This is a genomic window from Alloacidobacterium dinghuense (genome assembly GCF_014274465.1).
GTDB lineage: Bacteria > Acidobacteriota > Terriglobia > Terriglobales > Acidobacteriaceae > Alloacidobacterium > Alloacidobacterium dinghuense.
Genome location: NZ_CP060394.1, coordinates 4907235 through 4926835 on the forward strand (window position 1 = coordinate 4907235; position 19601 = coordinate 4926835).

The following is a 19601-nucleotide window of genomic DNA, read 5'->3' on the forward strand; positions in this document are numbered from 1 at the left end:
GATTGACGTCACGCTTGACGGTATCCAGCAGGTTAACGATTCTTCTTCACTTTCGCCCAACGTCTCCGCTGCGCGTCTGCAATCCGTTTCCTGCCTTCTGCGCTCATGGGTCCGCGCTTGAGTCTAGTGCGGTTGCCGTTGCTGCTGGTTCCAGTGAGCAAGGCTCTAACATGGGTTAGCAGCGTGATTTCCTCGTCGAGTGCTGTGATGATCTGTTGAAGGTTCACGGGTATCCCGCCGACAAGGATAAACCATCTACGCTTTATCTAATGTTTGAATCCGACTCGCAGCATGACACTGAGAACGAATATGGCACCCAGGATGACGAATATAAAAGCCCAGATGTAGCCGGATAGCCCCAATGCTGCGTTGTTCTTTCCTCTCCCGCGTCTTGCCACTTCGATACTTCTTTCGGTCCCGGTAAGCAGTCTGTGGGGGTTCTCAGACAGTAGCGGCAATACCGGTAACAAGTCCAGAGATCTTTGGGGTACACGCTCTAATTCCTCTTGCCGTCAGCCTGCACACACCTTACACTCTGTCGCGAATGAGCGAACTGGATGACATTGTAAAAGTCTGCTCACTGTTTGGGGTCTGGCGGTTTCGTCATCTCGCTTGCTGCTTTACGAAGAGCGCCCATCTCGCGAGTCCCCATACCGCCTAAAATCAAACATGCCGCAACGGAAGGCATTGCAGCTACCAGCTAATCAGAGGGACGCTGGCGGCGTATGCGACTGCCTGTTCTTTCTGCGTATTTTGTGACTCTCGCCGCCCCGACCTGGTAGAAGCTTGGTATCGAGTGATGCGCGCTGTTCGTCTTTGTGAACTACGTTTCCGACTCACATTGATTACGTGGCAAGAACTGGCCGCAGTTCTTCCGGACGATCTTCAGCAGTTTCTGGCTGCCAAGTACGGCATTATTCCGCCACGGATCGGACCCTTTGAACAACTGCATCATAACGAGCGCCACGAATGCGGTTCCGGTTGCGGTGTTTCTTTCACAGCTACGCCTTCAGCGGTCGTGACAGCAGCGGATTTACCTTCACGTGCTTCTTGCCGTTCGGGAAGACCTCGGTAACCTGCAGGGGCCGCATCACCGAGTGCTGCTTCTCCACGATGTTTCCATCTGGTTGCGGCAAGAAGCTCGTGTACGTGATCGTAACGTTCTCCTGAAGGTAGAACGTCCACAGACCGCCCTCCCGCTTCCCGAACACGCAGCCGTGTGGGTCCACGTCCTCAATCCGGAACCCGTTCGGATTCTGCCTTAACCACGCATCGAATAGGCGTGAGTTCGCCGTTCCCAGCGCCTTATCCTTACGATCGGTCACATACATCGTCTTGTTCACCTCGCCCAGAATCTTTCCAGTCTTGGTCTCTGTGCGTGTCCTCATCATCTCGCGCCAGAACTTCGCGCCGTCCTTCGGATCGCTCCCCGGCTTTACCGTCTTGCCCCCGGCGTGGAAGATCGTGGGGCTTTGCTGCGTCCCTTTGATGAACACAGAGCATCCATTGATCGCTGCGGTAAAGAAGTACCGCGTCCCTCCGCCGTTAGGTGGCATCGGAGGAATTGTCAGGCTGATGATCTTCTGGTCGTACCACGGCAAATAGTGCACCGCCACCGCGTTTGGGTCAAAGGTATAGGAGCCGGTTACGACAATATTGCCCTTCTGGCCTGCGTTCACCGTATTGTGAGGAACCTTCGTGAAGTTGATGTATCCCACCAGGTTACCAGGACCCATCTGGTTGTACTCGTAGGTATCCTTCTGGTACACCTTCACTTTCCTCTTAAGGTTTAGATCACCAATCGTCGTTCCGTGCGAGCCAATATGGTTCGCCGGAGTCACGGTATACTTCTTCATGAAGCCCAGCGAGTCGCTCTTGAAAAGTTCGTTATAGTCCTTTGGCATAAGATCTCTCCGTCGTCATGAAGTGGTGAGCCAGCGATTTTATCACGCACCATCGCTATTGTCCCCGTAGGGACGCTCATCACCGAGCGCCCACCGGGGGTGGCCGGAGGCAGTCACCCTTCTCCGGCTCCCACAGAACCCAGCGTGCAGATTTTCCGCGCTGGCTCGTCAGAACGAACAGTTCTAGCTGAGCCTCGGTCCAATTGGGTTCGTCGGGCGTCATGGAAGGCAGCTCACCATTGTGCGGGGAGACAGTCGCGAGCACACTATTAGCGTTGTTCGGATTCGACCTGTAGGTGTAGTCGTCCAACTCCGCGCCGAACGACTTCATGTGTGAAACATCAACGTCGCGAAACAGTGGCTTGATATCGGCTGCGAATGAAACCTGTGGCAAGGTTCTCCTAGCAATTTCGCAATCATCTTAGATGTAAATCTGTTCCTTGGGGGCGAGGGTGCTCTCCTGTCTTCGTGTTAGGACCACCGTCCGCTACGTGCACAAAGGGAAGTATCAACTGAAAGGTCCACTTTCGCATCACAAACAAGCGGTCCTGCATAAAAACCCTTCGCGGGTCGATGACAGGCTCAACCAACTTCAAACAGTTTAGTGCGCCACGAGGATTCGCAGCGGCGGGAACGCGTTCTGGCCCAGTCCAGCGGAAACATCTCAACATTCATGCCGCAGGCGAGGAACTCGGCTTTGTACTCCGCCATGAGTTTGTAGTCGGAGATGACGGCCATGCCGCCCAACTTGAGGACGCGGGAGATTTCATGGCAGGCTCTTGACCTGCTATGCCGTTCATAGATGTTGTGCAGGCAGAGGTTGGAGAGCACCACATCGAACGATCCGTCAGGGAAGCTCATCCGGCGGGCATCTTCGCTCTTCACTGTGGTTTTGTCGGCGACGCCTTCAAGAGCAATATTCGTTAGCACAGCCTCAGGGACATTTCCCGAGAGGTCCTCAGCGTTCCAGATGTCGATGCCAGTGGCGTGCCCGGTAGTCAAGTGTTTGGCCGCGCCGATCAGGAGCAGTCCGCGACCGGTCCCCACGTCGAGCACTGTCTCTGTGCCAGCCCACGGCACCTTTGCCAATATGCGGTCGCGATGATGGAACTTGCCTACAAGAGAGTAAATCAGCATCAAAGTGCCCGGGACAGCGAAACTTGCCGCCGAGTAAAGAAACCCTGGGAAGAAATCCAGGCGGACATGGGCGATGGTCACGCTTCGCACTGCGAGGGCCAGCACAAGGCAGACTACGCAGGCCACAAAGAGGTTGCGGATGACGGTTGGTGCATCAATCCCGTAGCTGGGCTTTCGGGCCGTCTCCTTTCCCTCCATTTCCCGCGCTGTTCGGCAGCAGAATTGCGGAAATCGTAGCATGGCCGCGACGCGCATCGAAACCGGTAGCGTCCGGTTATGTGTCTACTGCTTAGTGGAGTCAGGCGAAATACGTCAGCGTGCTATAAATGCGTATTCTTTGTGAGGAGCGTTGATCTCCTCGATGTACCCCCTTGGCAAGAGAAGCTGTTCTGAAAAGGAGGGATCAAAGCAGCGGTGGAGAAGTCACGTGGGGTGAACTTCAGTCACCTGTCGGCGGCTTGCTGGGCTGTCGATTCTTCTTCGCTTTCGCCCATCGTTTCCGCTGTGCATCTGCAATCTTCTCTCTGTTCTGCGCTGAGAGTCCGACGTTTGGGTGCAGTGTGGTTGGTGCCCGTCAGTAGCGCCCTGACCTGAGACAAAAGAGCGATTTCGTTGTCCTAGTGCAATGAGTACCTATGCGGTATTCATGACGCCTCGGATTGTAAGGCTCCCGTACTTTGTCCTGGTATCTAAGGCGATCAAACTTTTATGGACAGATTTTGACTTCTACTACATGAACCATATCCTGCACAGTCTCAATCTTCTCTGCTTCCTCGTCTGTGATCTCGATGTCGAACGCCTCTTCAGCGACCATAACCAATTCAACTGAATCTAAATCGTCTGCACCCAAGTCCTTGAAGAATCTGGATTGCGGAAGAATGCTCAGCGTTGGTACCTCTAAGTGGCGACCTACTATCAAACGCACCATTTGAACGACATTCGAGTTGGGTGGGCATCGCGTAGCACGATGTAACGCGCTCACGGTAGCTTGGCCGTCGCTGCACCCCAGTATCGGTACGGTCTGGATGGGATGCTCTGGCAACAAGGGAAAGCACGAATCAGCAGATGGATCATTGCGAAGATTCTTCTCTACTCTCGGTGCAAGTTCACGGAGAAGATTATCTCCGTAGTCATGAAAATGAAGATCAACAACTGGTCCTATCTGCCATTTTATGATCCAGCCAGTCTTTATAGTCCTTGGCGCTGATAAACACGAGCGCCGAAGCGTTTTCTGTACTGCCCGCGTGCAAGTCGCACTTGTTATCCTTGATCGTGGTGAACCACTGGCCAGCGCCGCAGATATTGAGTTGCATTACCTGCATCATTACGCATGTGGCTAGGATGAGTGATCCAAGAGAGAAATAGTGAGTCCGTCGCATCGTTCGCTCCGTCCCGAGTCGTTACCTCTATGCTAGAGACTTCTACACATCCGTAACACGGAAAGTTCGGTTTTTAGTCCCAATAAGTTCGGCACGTCCTCATCTATGGGGTAAGGATCTGATCGAAGCATGGTAGCGAGTCATGCTCCGTCGGCTCTTCGAACTTCGCTGCCGCCTCAAGCTGCTTACCTGGCAGGAACTGGCCGCAGTACTTCCAGTTGATCTTCAGCAGTTTCTGGCTGACAAGCACGGCATTGTTCCCGCGTGACCTCGGGATGGGCATTGCCAGGGGCAACCCTACGCAAGACGAAGTGACGGGCCAACGGTTTTGTGCCGCCTTGAAATGGTTGCGTGCAAAACTCAAAATATACTCAATATGCGTTATTTACTTGATGCCAAAAACCTCATATTCTGACAGAGGCTGGTTCCAGGCAGAGGCTCCAAATATGTCCTTGAAATCGAAATATCAAGGAAAGTGGGCACTGATTTAAGCAATGAGATTGAATTTCGAATTCCCAGAAGAACGAATCAAAGAACTGAAAGAACTGCAATCCGAAGCGGGTTTAGACACCATGAAAGACCTTATCAATAACGCAATAACGATCTTCGAGTGGGCTGTCCACGAGACAAGGAAGGGCAACGAAATCGCCGCTGTGAACGAAGCCGGTGAGAGTTATCGGGTCCTGATTACCCCCGCATTACAGAGGGTCGCGAAAGAGCGCGTCGTGCGTGAGAAGGCACATGCGCGTGTGCGTGTGTAGTTTTGAGCAGGAATGAACCTTAAGCAGGAAATCCGGCTGACTCCGAAAAGCTGGACAACAAGAGTCGAAGCCGAAACGTGGCGGTTGCGCAACATTGTTCTGATTTTTTTGCTTTGCGCATTTGGATTCCTGCTGCTTGCCACGATGGGAATCTTTTTCCTGCAGGGTTTCAGGGTGCGTGGTTTTGACCTGCCTACGAATGTCTTACTCTGGCTCGGCGGCGCTACGATCGGCGAGGTAGCCGGTCTACTAGTTCTCTGCATTCGCACTGTGTTTATCAGCCCTGATCTCAGGAAGACTCCTCGTCGGAAGCCCAAGAATCCGGCCCTATTGGATCTGCCGAAATCTCCGGCTCGGTTACGAGGAATTCCCTGATCTCGATCAGGATGGTCTTTCTGCGAAATCCGCGTAAGCTCTTTGCTTCGCCGCTTCCCACTGCTGCCTTGCTAAATTTCTCCCGATCTAACTTTGGACCCTGAGGCACTGTTCGTACCTTTTGTGGATGACTCCACTGCGCGAGAGCAAGGCTCCAGCGCATTTCACCACGACGCAACGGGGTAAAAGGGTCTGACAGATCGTACTTCGCGAAATCCGGAACGAAATCCTATCTTTCGCTTTTTATTCTCCGCCAAGCATAGCACAGCGAAGGCAGGTTTGTCGTTGGGACGAAGCAGAACCTGTTTCGTCATGCCTTGACGGTCTACATACAGAAGTGTGGGGATGATCCCCGAGTCCGACATTGTTGGCACTGGTGCTGCTATGTCTGCTGCCCGAGAATCTCGAACGCCTGCGTTCTCGGGGAGTCAGCGCGAAGCGGTCGCTGGCCAGCCGTGAACTTGCGCTCGGGATAGAGGCGTTGGAGCGGTTCGTCCGTAGCGGGACGCTACGCCGCACCCATGAGTGCGTATTTGGAGTTCTGGCTCTCGAAAGCGAACCGGTAGACCCTCGTTTGTGAGTGATTCCAGCGGATCAATTGGTTAGCAGCGGAAGCGGTTGCACAGTTGGTTGCACAATTCTTTCCGAACTGTGTGATTTATCCCGAATATCAGGCTGCTATTCCGACCTAACTCATTGAATCCATTTAACAGAGGCTGGAGCGAGTTAGTTTTCAAGACCGCCTGTTTCAACCACTCACACATCCCTCCGCGTGAGTGAAGTGCTTGTGTTACTTCATTGTAGACGAGTTCCGCTTTCGCTTCACCCACTTTGGCGGCAGATTGCATGCTGTGATTAGGGGTTCTTGCTAAGCCGTTTATAGTATTCGGCCACTGAATCCTGATATCCGTCTGGAATCGAGAAGGGCTTGCCGGTGCGCGCTTGTGTCGAGGCATCGTCGCGCTGCAACTGCAATTCGATGCGATCAAGGGAACTAAGAACGTCTCGGTGCATTTGCTCCACGATTTCGGGATTGCCGGGGAAGCGTTTGGGATCGAGTCGTTGCATCTGTCGCGCCAGGTCCTGAACTTCTTTCGCAGCCTGCGGGTCGTTTTGCACCATCTGGCGCAGCTGATTCAGCTCGCGCACGCCTTGTTGGTAGAAGCGTTCGTTGTCTGCAGGATTGCCAGAGGCATCCATTGGAATGTCGTGATGAATCCCCTGGCCATAGCGGTTGTCGCCAGTGTTGATGTTGCCCAATACAGCGCCGTCTGCGGCAGTTCCACTGCCGTAGCGTACATCACCACTTGGACCCGATTGATTGCGCGTTGGCTCGCCGGAAGAGCCTTCTCGTTGCAAGCGGCCCTGTTGTCTTTGACCTGATTGTCCTCCGGCACGCTGCTCCTGGCCCCTACTGTATGGCTGCCCGTTGGGATCACGCCCACCGCGTTGACCATTCTGGCTCTGCTGCTGGCCTCCACTCATCGCCTCAAGCTGGCTGCGCAGTCGCTCTACCTGATTCAACATGGCTGTCTCATCTCCAGGTGCCGCGCCGCTATTCTGTCTGGCTTTCTCCTGCCCCTGCCCGGGCTTTTCCTGTCCCATGGCTTGCTGCGCTTGCCGAAGCTGCTGACTCAATTTTTGTAGTCCCTGTGCGATTTCGGTCTCGGTGCCGTTCGTGTTGGGATTGATCCCGCTCCGCAGCCAGTCGGCTGTTCTCTGCATGTGGTTGTCGAGATCGGACTGGTCCATCTCAGCCAGTGCATCACGCAGCTTCTGCGAGACACCGGGCTGGTTCGGAGCCACCTCACGCGCCGTGTCACGAAGGTTCCTCTGCAGCTTCGACAGATCATCGGAGAGTTGCTGCCGTTCGCCGGCCAGTTGATTGCGCTGCCGAAGCTGCTCCATCATGCGATCCCGATCCATCTGGCTATTTGCCGCGTCGTCTGTCGCATCATCGTCGCGTTGCTGACCAGTGAGTTTGTTGATGCGGTCTGACTGTGCCCGTTCTTCTTGCGTCAACCGGTCGGCTTCATGCGAGAGAGAGTTCAATTTACCAGATGCCATCTGCTGCTGTGTGCCGCCCAACAGATTTGCCGCCTCGCGCAGTTGGTCAGCGGCCTGACGCGCCGCATCGGTGCCCTGCTGAGGACTGCCGCTGCGCTTCATCGCCTCGCCTGCCTGGCGCAGACGGCTCAAAGCCTGCTCGATGCGCTGGTCTGAACTTTGCGAGGGGCTTTGGGAGGAGCCTTGCGAGCCAGACTGGCCGCTTGCTTGCTGTTGTTGCCGTGACGTCTGAGATCCGTTCTGCGACGATGCACTTTGCTGCTGCGAACCAGATTGTCCTGAGGAAGACGCTCCACTTGAGCCTTGCTGTCCGTTCTGCTGTTGGCCCCGGTTGTTCTGCGCAAGCTGCTCCAGTTGACGCTGCAGTTGCTCGGCCTCGCGTCGCAGCATCTCCTGCTGCCAACGCTCCTGAAAGTTCTGTTGCGGATTTTGCTGCTGGTTCGCCAAATCTTGTTGCCGTCGGGCCAAAGCATCGAGCTTCGCCAGCGCATCCTCTACGTCTTTCTGGTGCTGCTCTGCCGGAGACGTGCTCTGCGCCGTCTCATACTGATTCTTCTCAGTGTCCAGCTCAAGATCGAAGAGGCTGGCCAGGTCGCGTCCTGCGCTGTTGACGCCACCGCCCCCGCCGCCCTGCTGCCCGAAAGCAACTTCAATCTTGCGGAAAGTTGCCTCGGCATGAAGCAGCGCCTGCAGCGCTTTCTGCTCCAATGGAATGGCGTCCTTCCACTGCGTTGCCTTCAGCTTGTCTGCGGAAGGAGCCATAGCTGCGGCTGCCGTCTGCATATCTTTTTCAAAACCGTTGAACTCTTCGTTCGCTTCAGAGAGATCGCGGCTTTCCATGCGCGCTGAGAGCGCCATTACCTGGTCGCGCAGTTTCTGCTGGGCCTCGGAGAGGAATTGCCCTTGCGCCGCGGAATCCTTCGGAGTTGCAGACTTGTCGTTCTGCTGCTTCCAGGTTGCGGCAATCAGCTCTTTTTCGCGCTTAGAGATTTCAATCTGGTTGTTCTGACCGCCACCGCCTCCTCCGCCACCACCCATTTGCTGCGACTGCGAAAACTCGCGCTCGAACGGATCAGCCTGGATGAAGGTGATATCCGTGCGCGACTCGGCATGACCATCCTTTGCGGTTGCATAGAGACTTACCAGATCGCCGGGCACCAGCTTGAAATCTTCGAGCGGCAACGTGTAAGAACCGTCGGCATTCTTTTCTCCTGGAGCCTTGAGCAGGCTCACGTCGCGATCCGGGCCTCCATTTACGGAGTAATGCAGATGCACATCATTGAGCCCGAATTGATCCGCTGCCTTTACACCGACCGTTACCTCTTCGATCGGGCTGGCGCGGTAATCGCCGCCTGGGCGACTGATGGCAACCTCCGGGGGCGTCGCCTGTTCCGCGGCGATGAAGTAGTCCTCAGACAACCTTACAGATTGGCCTTCATCGGTGGCGGCGAGATGATAGGCGCCATCCTTTGTCATGTGGATCGTGCCCTGGTACTTGTTTCCGCTGCCGTCCTTCAGCTGAATTGCGTGACCGTCATCGAGCGTGAGCTGACCATTCTTCAAAGGATGATCCATCTCAATCTCGATCGCCGCATCCGTTCCCTCGATGGCGCGCAGGTCGCCGGTATGCTCTTCGGTGATGGGCTTCAATCCGGTCCACTTCGGATACTGGTAGGTCACGCGGATGCCCTTCACAGCAGGGAGATCGACGACACGCACTTTGTAGTGTGGTGAAACCAGCGGACCGGCCGCCACGTAGTATTCAACGTTCTCCGGCAGTCCCGCAAAGGCGAATTGATATGTTGCTGCGCCGCCCGCGTCCGGCTGCGCCTGCATGGTCACCGGTTCCCATGCGGTTGTGCTTTGGTAGTGAGCGAAGATCTGTGCTTTTTCCGGCTTCATGCCGAGGACACGCGCGGTAATCAGCTGATCAGCGTTTCGCCGCACGGCAACGTCGCCGGGCGTCACCACGATCGAGTAAAACGGAGTTGCATCCTTCTTCGGTCCAGTCCAAAGGAGGGAAGCGCCATAACCCAGATACCCCGGGCCTGCGGCGATCGTCCACACGAGCACGCCAAGACACGCAAGTCCCGCACCGCTCAGCGCAAAGAGCCGGTTATTCGGAACCAGGGAAGACAGCTCCGCATTCCGCGCTTGCGACAGTGTATCGGCGGCCAGCAGTTCCAGAAACGGGTCGCTGCCGTTGCGTTCGCGTTCATGGAATGTCGTGAGTCGCTGATCGAATTCAGGATATGCCGCTTCAGTCTGGCTCACGGCATGCGTCCGCGTGAGATGGATGAGCGGGAGGGCAATGCCAAGCACTGCGGTTGCGGCAAGGGCGGCGAAGAGTGCCAGACGTGCTCCTGCAACTCCTTGCGATGGAAAGGCTAAGTGATTGAGCAGCAGCACGAGCGCAACCGTGACGATGAGCGCCGTTCCCGTAAAGAGAGCCGCGCCACGCAGCCACGCGCCCAGCCGCAATCTCTGCTGCAGTCGAGCAATGTAGGAATTGAGCTCATCCCGCCTGCTCATGCTTCCTCCCGCTGCGTACCTATGTAGCGGCTGGCAAGCGCCGTCTCCGCCAGCGCCACTACCAATGCAAGCAGCATAACGTACCACCACAGATTCACGCGGCGATATTTGACGTCATCAACGACGGCCGCCTGTACGGGCACGCCGCCAGCGTTGTTTCCACTCCACAGTTGCAGCACATCCTGTGCAATTGGTTGCAGGTCCGACTCGCGACGATCAGGATTCACGCCAATCACCGCATCGCGTCCATTTGCAAATCGAACCTGATAGAAGCCGGCGCGCTGCAGCCGAAAAGTTTGCACCGTCCTCGCCTCACTGAGTGAGAGGGGCCGGCGCCCGTCCGGATCGATGACTTCTACGTTTGCAACCTCGCCGACTGGAGCGGTAGCGGAGCGAAGTTGCACAAACGAATCCACGAGCTGGGATCCACTCAATCGCTCGTGCCCTGAAAGGTAGCGAGCGGCCTTGTCCACAAACGCCACAAAAACAGGATGCAGCGGTAAATCGTTCGTCAGATTTTCCAGTCCCGAGGTTAAGAGCAGCACATGTCCCTCACCCGACTGCTTGTCCAGCAGAAGCGGCGTCCCGTCACTCAAACGGGCCGCTACGCGGGCCTGTCCCGGATCGACGGATGCAGCATAGAAGATTTTTGTCTCCGCCCAGCCTCCATTGTCGTGCCCAGGTTGCTCCTGCGCGAGCGCGGGATAAGTGAAGTCCACCTGACTGACCGAGGCGGCGGCCCCGGTGTGAGCGTAGTCGTGCACGTCCCTGGCATCAGCTCCCCAAAGCGGAATGCGCGCACGTCGTCCCGCGTTCGTGCCGAGGGCAATGAGAACGCCTCCTCCTTTGGCTACATACTGCGCCAGCGTGTGCTCAAAAATCGACGGCAGCGTTCCAGCATCTGACAGGACCACAAAACCGAACTTTGAAGGATCCAGGTCCGTCGTCTGCTCTGCAGTCACCGACTGCAACAGGAATGACGTTGCTCCTGCGGCAGCCAGCGCAGCGCCAAAGTACACCGCAGACCGGATATCGTTCGAAGCATGCACGAACAACACCCGCTCCGGATCCGACCGGCGAATTACGAAGAGGCTTGCGTCATCGGCGGGAAAGGCGTCGCCTCCCTCAAGCCGTACCTCACACCGGTTGAAGCCATACCCCACATCAACGGGAGCGAACTCGACTGTCGCACGCCCATCGGCTGGGATTTTCACGTTTCGAGTTGCGACGGCCTTGCCGTTGATCACCAGCGATACAGTCTTCTCTGCCGCAGGAGTGCCGAAACCAGCCACCACGGCCTGCACGCGCGATCGCTTCGGGTCTTTCGGATCTGCGAGTTCAGCCGGTGCGGTCACTCGCTCCACTGTCCAGTTGGGTGGAGCCGTGCCCTTCGCCACATCGTGGAGCACGAGTGTCGCGTTTGGCGGCAACATCATGTCGGCAAAGTTGGCAGGCATGGCCGTACGCTGCATGTCGCTGAACAGATGCAGATCGATAGGCCTATGCGATGTGTCCGCCATCGCACGGATAGTTCGCCCCAATTCGCCGAAGTTCGCATGTCCATCTCCGAGCTGAATGCTCTCGAGAGCCGAGCGCAGCTGTGCTTCATCGGAGATCGGTTGCGTCAGCATCTCGATCTGCCCCCCGAGCGCAATCACTTGCGCTTTCTGCGATGGAGGTTTCGCGGCCAGCAAAGCGAGCGCCTGCTGCCTTGCGTCGGCGAATCTCGTTCCCGCGCGCATACTGAACGAGCTATCCAGAACGATGAGCAATTCGTGTTCATTGGCGCCCGTTGCTGCGCGCCGCACAAACGGTTCCGCAAAGGCGAACACTACCAGCAGGAGCAGTGCGGATCGCAGCGCAAAAAGCAGCAAATATCGTAAGCGCTGATGCCGCGTGGAACTCTGAATACCACGTTCGAAGAACATCAGTGAACTCACCGGTCGCGGCGTAGTCACGTGCTTGCGCAGCAGATGCACAAAGACCGGCACGCCTAGCGCTGCCAGGCCTGTAAGAAACCATGGCGCCAGAAAGCCCATCAATTCCCCGCGTGCCGCAGCGAAAGATATTCGCGCAATGCTGTGTCGAGTGGTTGATCAGTAACGAGCAGGTGATAGTCCATTCCCGCTGCTCGCGTGCGCGAGCGAAGCTGCTCGATATGTGTCTGCATCTTCGTGCGATAAGTTGTCTTCGTGAATTCGGGGATCACCTCCATCTCTCGGTCGGTCTCAAGATCAACAAGGATCGCTGGTCCCTTCAGTTCGGGCCTTATCTCCTGTGGATCGAGAATGTGAAACAGAACCACATCGTTGCCGTGAAAGCGGAGTGGCTCGATGATGCGCACAATTGTGTCCGGCTCCTCGTAAAAGTCGGAGATCACGATGACGATGCCGCGCCGGTGCAACAGAGCCTGGAAATGGCGAAGCGGCTTGGAGAAATCCGTCCGCGCCCGTGGCTCAGCGCGTTCTAGTCCGGCTAGAAGACGCATCAGTTGGCCTTGCCGCGTTGATGGTCGGATATAATCTCGAACCTCATCGTCGAAAACAATCAGGCCAGCAGCATCTCTCTGATTGCGAATCGCGAGATAGAAGAGCGACGCAGCCATGAAGCGCGCGTAGTCCATCTTCGACGGCGGTCCGGATGTGTATTGCATCGAGTTGCTCGCATCGAGCAGCACTGTCACCTGGCTGCTTGTCTCGCCGCGATAACGCTTCAGATAGCAGCGCTCAGTGCGCGCGAATAGATTCCAGTCCACATGGCGAAGATCATCGCCGGGGCTGTAAGCGCGATACTCAGCGAACTCCTGACTGAAGCCGAAGTCCGGCGATCGATGCAAACCGGCGACGAAGCCGTCCACCACCGTCTTTGCCAGCAAGTCCAGCGAGGAGATGCCGGCCAGAACCCTGGGATCGAGGAAACGCTGCATCAGCTCTCCTTTGGCCGTGGCACCTGCGCGATGAGCCGGTTAAGAATCTCGTCCGCGTCGATCCTTTCAGACTCGGCGTGGAAATTCAGCAGGATGCGGTGTCGCAGTACCGGAACCACCAGCGACGTGATGTCGTCGTAGGTAACGTGATAACGCTTTCGGGTAAGTGCTCGCGCCTTCGCGGCCAACACAATGAACTGTGCGGCGCGGATGCTTCCTCCATAGTTCACATATTTCTTCACGAAGTCAGGCGCGCTCCCGCTGTTGTGTCGCGTCGCGCGCACAAGGCCCACTACGTATCGCGCGAGTGTGTCAGCGATTGGCACCATGCGTACGAGTTGCTGAAAATCGAGAAGTTCTTCAGCCAACGTTACCGGTTCAATGTGTGGGATACGCGTGGTCGTTGTCATATCGACGACTTTGAGTTCGTCCTCGGCGCTCAAGTAATCCAGAATTGCATTGAATAGGAAACGGTCTAGCTGAGCCTCGGGCAGAGGATATGTGCCTTCGAGTTCAATCGGGTTCTGGGTTGCCAGCACGAAGAATGGCGCCGGAAGCTGATAGAGGTGTCCGCGCACCGTGCACGAATGCTCCTGCATGGCCTCAAGCAGTGCAGCCTGAGTTTTCGGAGGTGTTCGGTTGATCTCATCGGCGAGGAGAATGTTGCCGAAGATGGGGCCTTTCACAAATGTCCACTTGCGATGGCCGGTTGCCAAGTCTTCTTCGATAATGTCCGTGCCTGTGATGTCTGACGGCATCAGGTCAGGCGTGAACTGAATGCGCCTGAATTCAAGACCGAGAGTTTCGGCGATCGTCCGCACCATCAGGGTCTTGGCTGTGCCGGGCAGGCCGGTCAACAGGCAATGACCGCCCACAAAGAGCGCGATCAGTACCTGCTCCAATACCTCATCCTGGCCCACGATCACTTCCCGCACCTGCTTCAGGATGCCTTGATGCACTGCGTGGAAGCGTTCTACCCGCTGTTGGAGTTCCGCTGCATCCGAATTCAGCTCGGCAAAAATAGCCATGCGTCCTGTCCTCGTCAGTTCATTTTTTGTGATGCCTGATTCAACTCCAGCAACATCCTCTGCGCCGGACGGTAGCCAGGCGCAGCTTCCAGTGCCGCAAGCACGCTTTCCTGAGCCTTGTCCTTCTGTCCTGCCGCGAGGTATGCCTGTGCCAGATGAAATTCCGCGCCGGCCTTGTCCAGCGGACCCGAAGCCACGACTGCCGCGTATTCGCGGATCGCACCGTCATATTGCTGCTGCGCATACAAGAGATCACCAAGCCGGCGATGCAACTCCTCATCTTTGACTGGATAGATATAGTTCACGCGCTCGAGCGTGGCCGCTGCCTCAGCCTGTTGGCCCGCGCCTTCTTCGAGTGTCGCGAGCCTCTTCAAGATCGCCGGATCCTGACCACCCTCGTGTTCATATGCGGTCAGCACCGCCGCTTCAGCCTTCGAGTCGCCTTTTTCCCTGTGCGCATCCGCCAACAACTCATACACATTCGCGTCGTCTACATATTCGGGATACATCGCCAACGTTGCGGGCCCCTGCACCAGTACAGTGTCGTACTGCTTCTGTTCGGATGCTGCCACAAGCGCCTTCAGCTTTTCGCGCCAATCGTTGAAGCGTGCGGCCTCCGCGCCGTACTTCTTGTCCATCCACGCAAGGTACTGCTTATCAAACTCCTCCGGCGTCAGCCCCAGATCCTGTTGCACCACCTGCGGCGTCGTTTTCAGGTGAGCGTAGGAGTGAATCATCGCAAGCAGCTTCTCGCTACCCCAACGTTCCTTCACAAAATCGCAGATGGTGCCCGCCTGAAAGTACGACACGATGACCTGCGACGGGTAGTCGGGATAAACAAAACCGCGGTCGAGCTTGGCGATGGGCAGCAGCTTCTTATCGCGAACGGCGACCAGAACGTCCGGTGTGAGCCGGTCGGCCCACTCCGATGAGTGCTCGCCCTCTTCATGCACCGCCAGCCCTTCGGTGAACCAACGCGGCACGCGATGATTCGTGGCGGTAAGAACGTAAACATGGCTCATCTCATGCCACAGTGTCGAACCCCAGTTGAAATCTCCGGGCTTGCGCGCCGATGGGCTATCCATGGCGACGACTTCTCCGAACGTAACGCCCAGTGCACCGAGTCCCGGCATGCCCGTCGTGCGCACGGCGAAGTCCTCATGGTCCGGATAAACCTCCACCTGCACCGGGGCGGGCAACTTCATTTGGTACTTCTTGTCGTAAGTCGCGATGATCGTGTGCAACTCGGATTGCATGTACGGTTGCAACAGGCCGGCCTCAGTCTTCTTCAACTTCAGGATTGTGGTGTCATCGCGAATGGTTACAAAGTTTTTGTAGCTGTCGAGCAAGCGCAGGCTGTTGACCGTCGCAGCATCGCGATAGCCGTTGTCGTAGCTCAGCCCCAGCTCCTTCATCGGTTCGTCTTCTTTGCCAAGCCGCATAAGGTCGATGCCGAGCGCCGAATGGGCACTCCAGAGCCGGGGATCAGCTTCGATTGCCTTCCGATAATAGGTTGCTGCATCCTCGTAGCGGTAATGCAGCTCGAGCTGGTCCGCTACGTCTGCATAGGCTTGCCCGTACCCCGGATTTACTGCCGTAATCTTCGCAAACCATGCATCGGGAGAACGATCGGCGAGCAACTCAACAGCCGCGTGAACCGCCATCGCATCCAGTGCATCATCTTCGAGCGCGATCGCTTTATCCGCCTCAGCGACAGCCGCATCGCGGTCGTCATTCTGCAGCGCCAGACTAGCCATCAGCTCGTGTGCTTCAGCCAGCTTCGGATTAAGCTCAATGGCCTTCGCCGCATACGCCGTCGCTTTGCCGTCAAATGTGTCTGCAGAAACAATCGCGAGCCCCAGATATGCCGGAGCAAACAATTGATCTTTTGCCAGCGCTTCGCGGAAGAGATCAGCTGCTTCGCGATTGTTGAAACGCTCGTGCAGCAACATTCCCCAACGCACTTTGTAAAGAGCGCTACTATTATCCGGCTGCGTAGCCAGGCGGAACTGTTCGTTTGCCTGCTGCCATTCTTCCAGTCCCCAGAAGCCTTCGGCGCGGGCGTACGCATCGTTGCTGTGGGTGAACCGCTCGAAGCATGCCTGTGCCTCCGTGCGATGGCCGTGCTTACGCAGTGACCAGCACTCTGCGGGTGCTCCCGCAAATGCGGATGCTGTCGATGCGCACATCTGCAGCAAAAGAAGACCTGGGGCGAGGTGTTTCATTTGTCGAGATCCTCCTGGACCTTCGCCAACTCCAGCAATGCCGCCGTCAGCTGCCTCTTGTAGTCGTCAGGATCCATCGCCGCTTTCTGATACTTCAACGTGTCGATCTTCTGTTCCAGCTCCTCCTTTTTTGTCAGCAAGATGCGTTTCGCCGGATCGTTTGCCGCCTGCTGACTTGAGCCAATACGCAGCACCGTGAAGCTCGACATGAGCGCACCCTGACCGTTGCTGGCTTCGCGAACCGGCGCGCCGCTGCCTGTGTCGTCAAAGACTGCGTGCTCGGTCGCGAGCCGCTTCTGCGAGTCGTAAAAGGCTGCCGTCTTCTTCGTCGCGTAGATAAAGGCTTCCATGGCGCTGATGGAATCGCTCTTATCCGTATCGGCTTCAGGGTCCTGCAACGCCTCGACCCAGTACCTCGCGAAGACTGTGGCATTCTTTTCCGTGCCTGATTTTGTCGCCGCGATCACAGCACGCCCCGGCCGCTCGAATGCTGGAATAGCCCCGCCACTCGCGCTGGTTGCATCAACGATCAGCTGACGTCTCGCCTGAATGCGATCGCACATTGCCGCGATCTCGCCAGCCGTGACATCCGGTCCCACCAGGTTGAACTTGTACTCGACGCCATCAAAGGAACCGTGACCGATGAGTATGAGTACAAAGTCGTCGTCTGCCTTGGCCTCGCGCGCGACAGTTCCGAGAGTTTCTTTTAGTTGGGGTGACGTGGCCTGTGCGCCGGTGAGTGTGTAGACGTGCGCGGTTGCGTCGCCAGCCTTGAATACCTTATCCAGATCCTGCGCCGCCGCCGTGAAACGTTGCTCGTAATCCGGCTCCCCGCCCAGTCCCGCCACCGTGACGTAATACACCGCCGCGTGGGCTTGAAGAGTAAGCGCAAATGCAGCCATGACAAACCGCAGGCGTCTCACACAACACCCCATTTGCGTCGCAATACCCACTCGGCTATCGGCAGCCCCAGCAGCAGCACGAAGACGATCGGCATGTTCCACAGCTCATTCGTGGTGCGAACGGAAATGCCTGCTTCGGAATAGGCAATATCACGCGGCAAATTCTTCAGATCGGAAGGATCCCAGTAACGTCCACCTGTTTGCGATGAGAGTTGCTCAAGCAGCGACCGATTCTGCTCCGTATGAAAATTCTCGGCAACGCCATCCTCACGCTGGAAGGTCAGTACATCACTACCCAGTTCCTGCGGCTGTGCTCCTCGCGACTCAGCGGTAACCTCCGCCAGATAGGCACCTGGTTTTTCCGCGGTCCACTCCGCCTGGTACGAACCCGGAGTATCCCGCGATGGGGTGAGGTCGATCAACGCATTCGCGCTTTCCGGCCCTACGATGTGGGCTATAACGTGTGCATCAGCCGCTGGCTGAAATTGTCGGTCACGCACCTGCGCCGAAATTTGCACATGTCCTTCATCCATCAGTACACGCCCCGGCATAGATGCAGTCACGGGACCGGGAGAATCCGCAACCAGCCAGCGCAGAAGCTGTTGCCAGAAGAGATCGTGGGACGGATCGCCCAACGCCTCACTCATCTGCCAGCGCCATGTGCCGCCGGTCGCCATGATTGCAGTGCGTCCATGACCGTAACTCTGCGTAATCAGCATCGGCAGCTTGCGGTGCCCCACATCCATTTGCGCAAGCACCGTAGCACCTGGTTTGGGAGAACCCGCATCTTCGTAGTCGGCCAGATAGGTGAGCTTCTTCCAGCGTTCAGCATTCTTTGCCGGATCGTCCAGCAACCGCGTAATGGGCGAGTCCACACCTGCCGCAGTGAGTTCCACCTTGGCAGAATTGCGATGGAAGTTGTTGCGACCCGAGGGAAGAAAGGTCGGCAGGAGATCGTTCATGCTCGACGCGCCCCAACCGCCGTCGCTCAATGACGAGCGGCCACCAAGAAAGAGGACACCGCCGCCGCGTCGATCGACATACTCACGCAGCAACTCCTGCTGCAGCGGCGTGAAGTAGTCAGCGTCGACAGAACCGATAATGATGCCTGCATAACCGAACAGATTCTCCGGTCTAACGGGAAAACCATCTGCCAGTTCGCTGGGATCGCTAATACCCTGCCGATAGATCTTGTTCTCGCTCGTACGCAGCATCGAGACGACCTGCACGGTTGGATCATCATCTTCCGCGCGTCGAATGAATTTGAACTCCCACCGCGGTTCGCCTTCGACATACAGAATCCGCCGCTTGGCATCGCTTACCAGCACTGGTCGCCTCATCGTATTGTTGCTAAGGTTTTCCTCAGAGGCCAATGGCTCGATCCGGAACTGAAGACTCTTTGCACCAGCCGCACCAGCGGAAAAGAAAACCTGTTCCGTCTGCAGGACTCCGTTGGGCGCCAGCGTCACCTCGCGCGCCGCGAGCGTCTTGTCCCCATCGCGCACAGTGAGCATTGCCTTCTGGCCACTGTAGCCATGCTCTTTCAAGCTGAGCGTCGCAGTCAGTCGCGCATTCACGATAGCGCTGGAAGCAACATTCACATCTTCCAGTTCCACGTCGTGCGCTCGGTCCACATTGCCGAATCCTACCGTATGGACAGGCAAGCGGCGATTGCGCAGCGACTGCAGGGCATCTACTCCTATCCCCGATCCACCCATTCCGGCAGTGTTCTCCCCGCCGTCACTGAGCAACAGGATCGCACCAATGGGAAGGTCTGCCGTCTCCTGAGCAAGCTGTTTCAGCCCATCTCCGATGTGCGTTGCTCCTTCTGTGGGCGCAACGCCGCTTAGCCCATCAATCTTGGCAACTCCGCTGCCAAGCCGATAAAGGCGGGTTTGAAAGCGCTGCTGCAATCCGGCAAGCATGCCCTCCTGAAGTGCGGCTACAGCCGCTGCCTCGCGCGTTTTGCCGTTGCTGTCCGCAATTGCCATGCTGCGCGAGTCATCCACCACCACGGCGATGATGTTCTGTTGCGAACTAAGCGCCGACACGGTAATTGCGGGCTGCCACAATAACAGCAGAATGAGCGCCACGAGCGCCGATTGCATACCCCATACAGCCCATGCGCGCCAGGTCTGCAATTTCGGCGTAGCATCGCGCAGTCTTCTGCGCACCAGCAGGGCGAGGCCTGCCGCGAACGCGACGATCAGCACCGGCAGCAGCCATTTGGGCCACGTTGAGAGCAGCACAAGGCGTCCTTTAGTAAAGACCGGGCTCGGATATTTGAAGAGAAATTGAAACATTCACGCTGGGCCCTGAATAAACTCGTGCGTATCTGCTGCAACTTCGGTCGCCTCTGAACTAC

Annotated in this window: 16 protein-coding genes and 1 pseudogene; 4 read left to right on the forward strand and 13 right to left on the reverse strand. The window is 56.8% G+C overall.

The window, feature by feature from the left end; genetic code table 11:
- Positions 1–691: 691 nt before the first annotated feature.
- A pseudogene (locus H7849_RS27610) lies at positions 692–1075 on the forward strand (PGN_0703 family putative restriction endonuclease); the annotation flags it as partial.
- Here the strand turns inward: H7849_RS27610 and H7849_RS20460 are convergent.
- The 6 genes from H7849_RS20460 to H7849_RS20485 form a co-directional block, all read right to left on the reverse strand.
- On the reverse strand, positions 1002–1904 hold the full coding sequence (locus tag H7849_RS20460) for a hypothetical protein (RefSeq protein ID WP_186742053.1): 903 nt from the start codon (positions 1902–1904) through the stop codon (positions 1002–1004). The pseudogene H7849_RS27610 and the gene H7849_RS20460 sit on opposite strands and share 74 nt — an antisense overlap.
- Positions 1905–1983: 79 nt before the next feature.
- On the reverse strand, positions 1984–2298 hold the full coding sequence (locus tag H7849_RS20465) for a hypothetical protein (protein ID WP_186742054.1): 315 nt from the start codon (positions 2296–2298) through the stop codon (positions 1984–1986).
- Positions 2299–2486: 188 nt separating this feature from the next.
- Positions 2487–3239 (reverse strand): class I SAM-dependent methyltransferase, encoded by a 753-nt coding sequence (locus H7849_RS20470; RefSeq protein WP_186742056.1) that lies wholly within the window; start codon positions 3237–3239, stop codon positions 2487–2489.
- A gap of 508 nt (positions 3240–3747) precedes the next feature.
- A complete protein-coding gene (acpP, locus tag H7849_RS20475) occupies positions 3748–4023 on the reverse strand; it encodes an acyl carrier protein (RefSeq protein WP_285288907.1) in 276 nt (91 codons plus the stop codon).
- A 163-nt stretch (positions 4024–4186) separates the two neighbouring features.
- A complete protein-coding gene (locus H7849_RS20480; RefSeq protein ID WP_186742060.1) occupies positions 4187–4420 on the reverse strand; it encodes a hypothetical protein in 234 nt (77 codons plus the stop codon).
- Positions 4421–4523: 103 nt separating this feature from the next.
- Positions 4524–4703 (reverse strand): hypothetical protein, encoded by a 180-nt coding sequence (locus tag H7849_RS20485; protein ID WP_186742062.1) that lies wholly within the window; start codon positions 4701–4703, stop codon positions 4524–4526.
- Positions 4704–4920: 217 nt separating this feature from the next.
- On the opposite strand from H7849_RS20485, the gene H7849_RS20490 reads away from it, so the two are divergent.
- From H7849_RS20490 to H7849_RS20500, 3 genes are all read left to right on the forward strand, one after another.
- Positions 4921–5181, forward strand: a complete 261-nt coding sequence (locus tag H7849_RS20490; protein ID WP_186742064.1) for a hypothetical protein — start codon at positions 4921–4923, stop codon at positions 5179–5181.
- A gap of 12 nt (positions 5182–5193) precedes the next feature.
- Positions 5194–5556 carry a hypothetical protein gene (locus H7849_RS20495; RefSeq protein ID WP_186742066.1) on the forward strand — a complete coding sequence of 121 codons (363 nt, stop codon included), beginning with the start codon at positions 5194–5196 and terminating at the stop codon, positions 5554–5556.
- Between the two features lie 376 nt (positions 5557–5932).
- On the forward strand, positions 5933–6136 hold the full coding sequence (locus H7849_RS20500) for a hypothetical protein (protein ID WP_251106826.1): 204 nt from the start codon (positions 5933–5935) through the stop codon (positions 6134–6136).
- Between the two features lie 275 nt (positions 6137–6411).
- On the opposite strand, the gene H7849_RS20505 is transcribed toward H7849_RS20500, so the two are convergent.
- From H7849_RS20505 to H7849_RS20535, 7 genes are read right to left on the reverse strand one after another with little or no spacing between them, the layout of a single operon-like run.
- Positions 6412–10155: a DUF4175 family protein gene (locus H7849_RS20505; protein ID WP_186742068.1), complete on the reverse strand. Its 3744-nt coding sequence runs from the start codon at positions 10153–10155 to the stop codon at positions 6412–6414.
- Positions 10152–12194, reverse strand: a complete 2043-nt coding sequence (locus tag H7849_RS20510; protein WP_186742070.1) for a BatA domain-containing protein — start codon at positions 12192–12194, stop codon at positions 10152–10154. Before H7849_RS20510 ends, H7849_RS20505 begins: the two co-directional genes overlap by 4 nt.
- Positions 12194–13081 (reverse strand): DUF58 domain-containing protein, encoded by an 888-nt coding sequence (locus H7849_RS20515; protein ID WP_186742072.1) that lies wholly within the window; start codon positions 13079–13081, stop codon positions 12194–12196. Before H7849_RS20515 ends, H7849_RS20510 begins: the two co-directional genes overlap by 1 nt.
- Positions 13081–14109, reverse strand: a complete 1029-nt coding sequence (locus H7849_RS20520; protein WP_186742073.1) for an AAA family ATPase — start codon at positions 14107–14109, stop codon at positions 13081–13083. Before H7849_RS20520 ends, H7849_RS20515 begins: the two co-directional genes overlap by 1 nt.
- Positions 14110–14123: 14 nt before the next feature.
- Positions 14124–16334, reverse strand: a complete 2211-nt coding sequence (locus tag H7849_RS20525) for a peptidase MA family metallohydrolase (protein WP_186742074.1) — start codon at positions 16332–16334, stop codon at positions 14124–14126.
- On the reverse strand, positions 16331–17257 hold the full coding sequence (locus H7849_RS20530; protein ID WP_251106380.1) for a hypothetical protein: 927 nt from the start codon (positions 17255–17257) through the stop codon (positions 16331–16333). The genes H7849_RS20525 and H7849_RS20530 overlap by 4 nt, the downstream gene beginning before the upstream one ends.
- Entirely contained in the window at positions 17254–19539 is a 2286-nt protein-coding gene (locus tag H7849_RS20535; RefSeq protein ID WP_186742075.1) for a glutamine amidotransferase, read from the reverse strand. Before H7849_RS20535 ends, H7849_RS20530 begins: the two co-directional genes overlap by 4 nt.
- Positions 19540–19601: the final 62 nt, after the last annotated feature.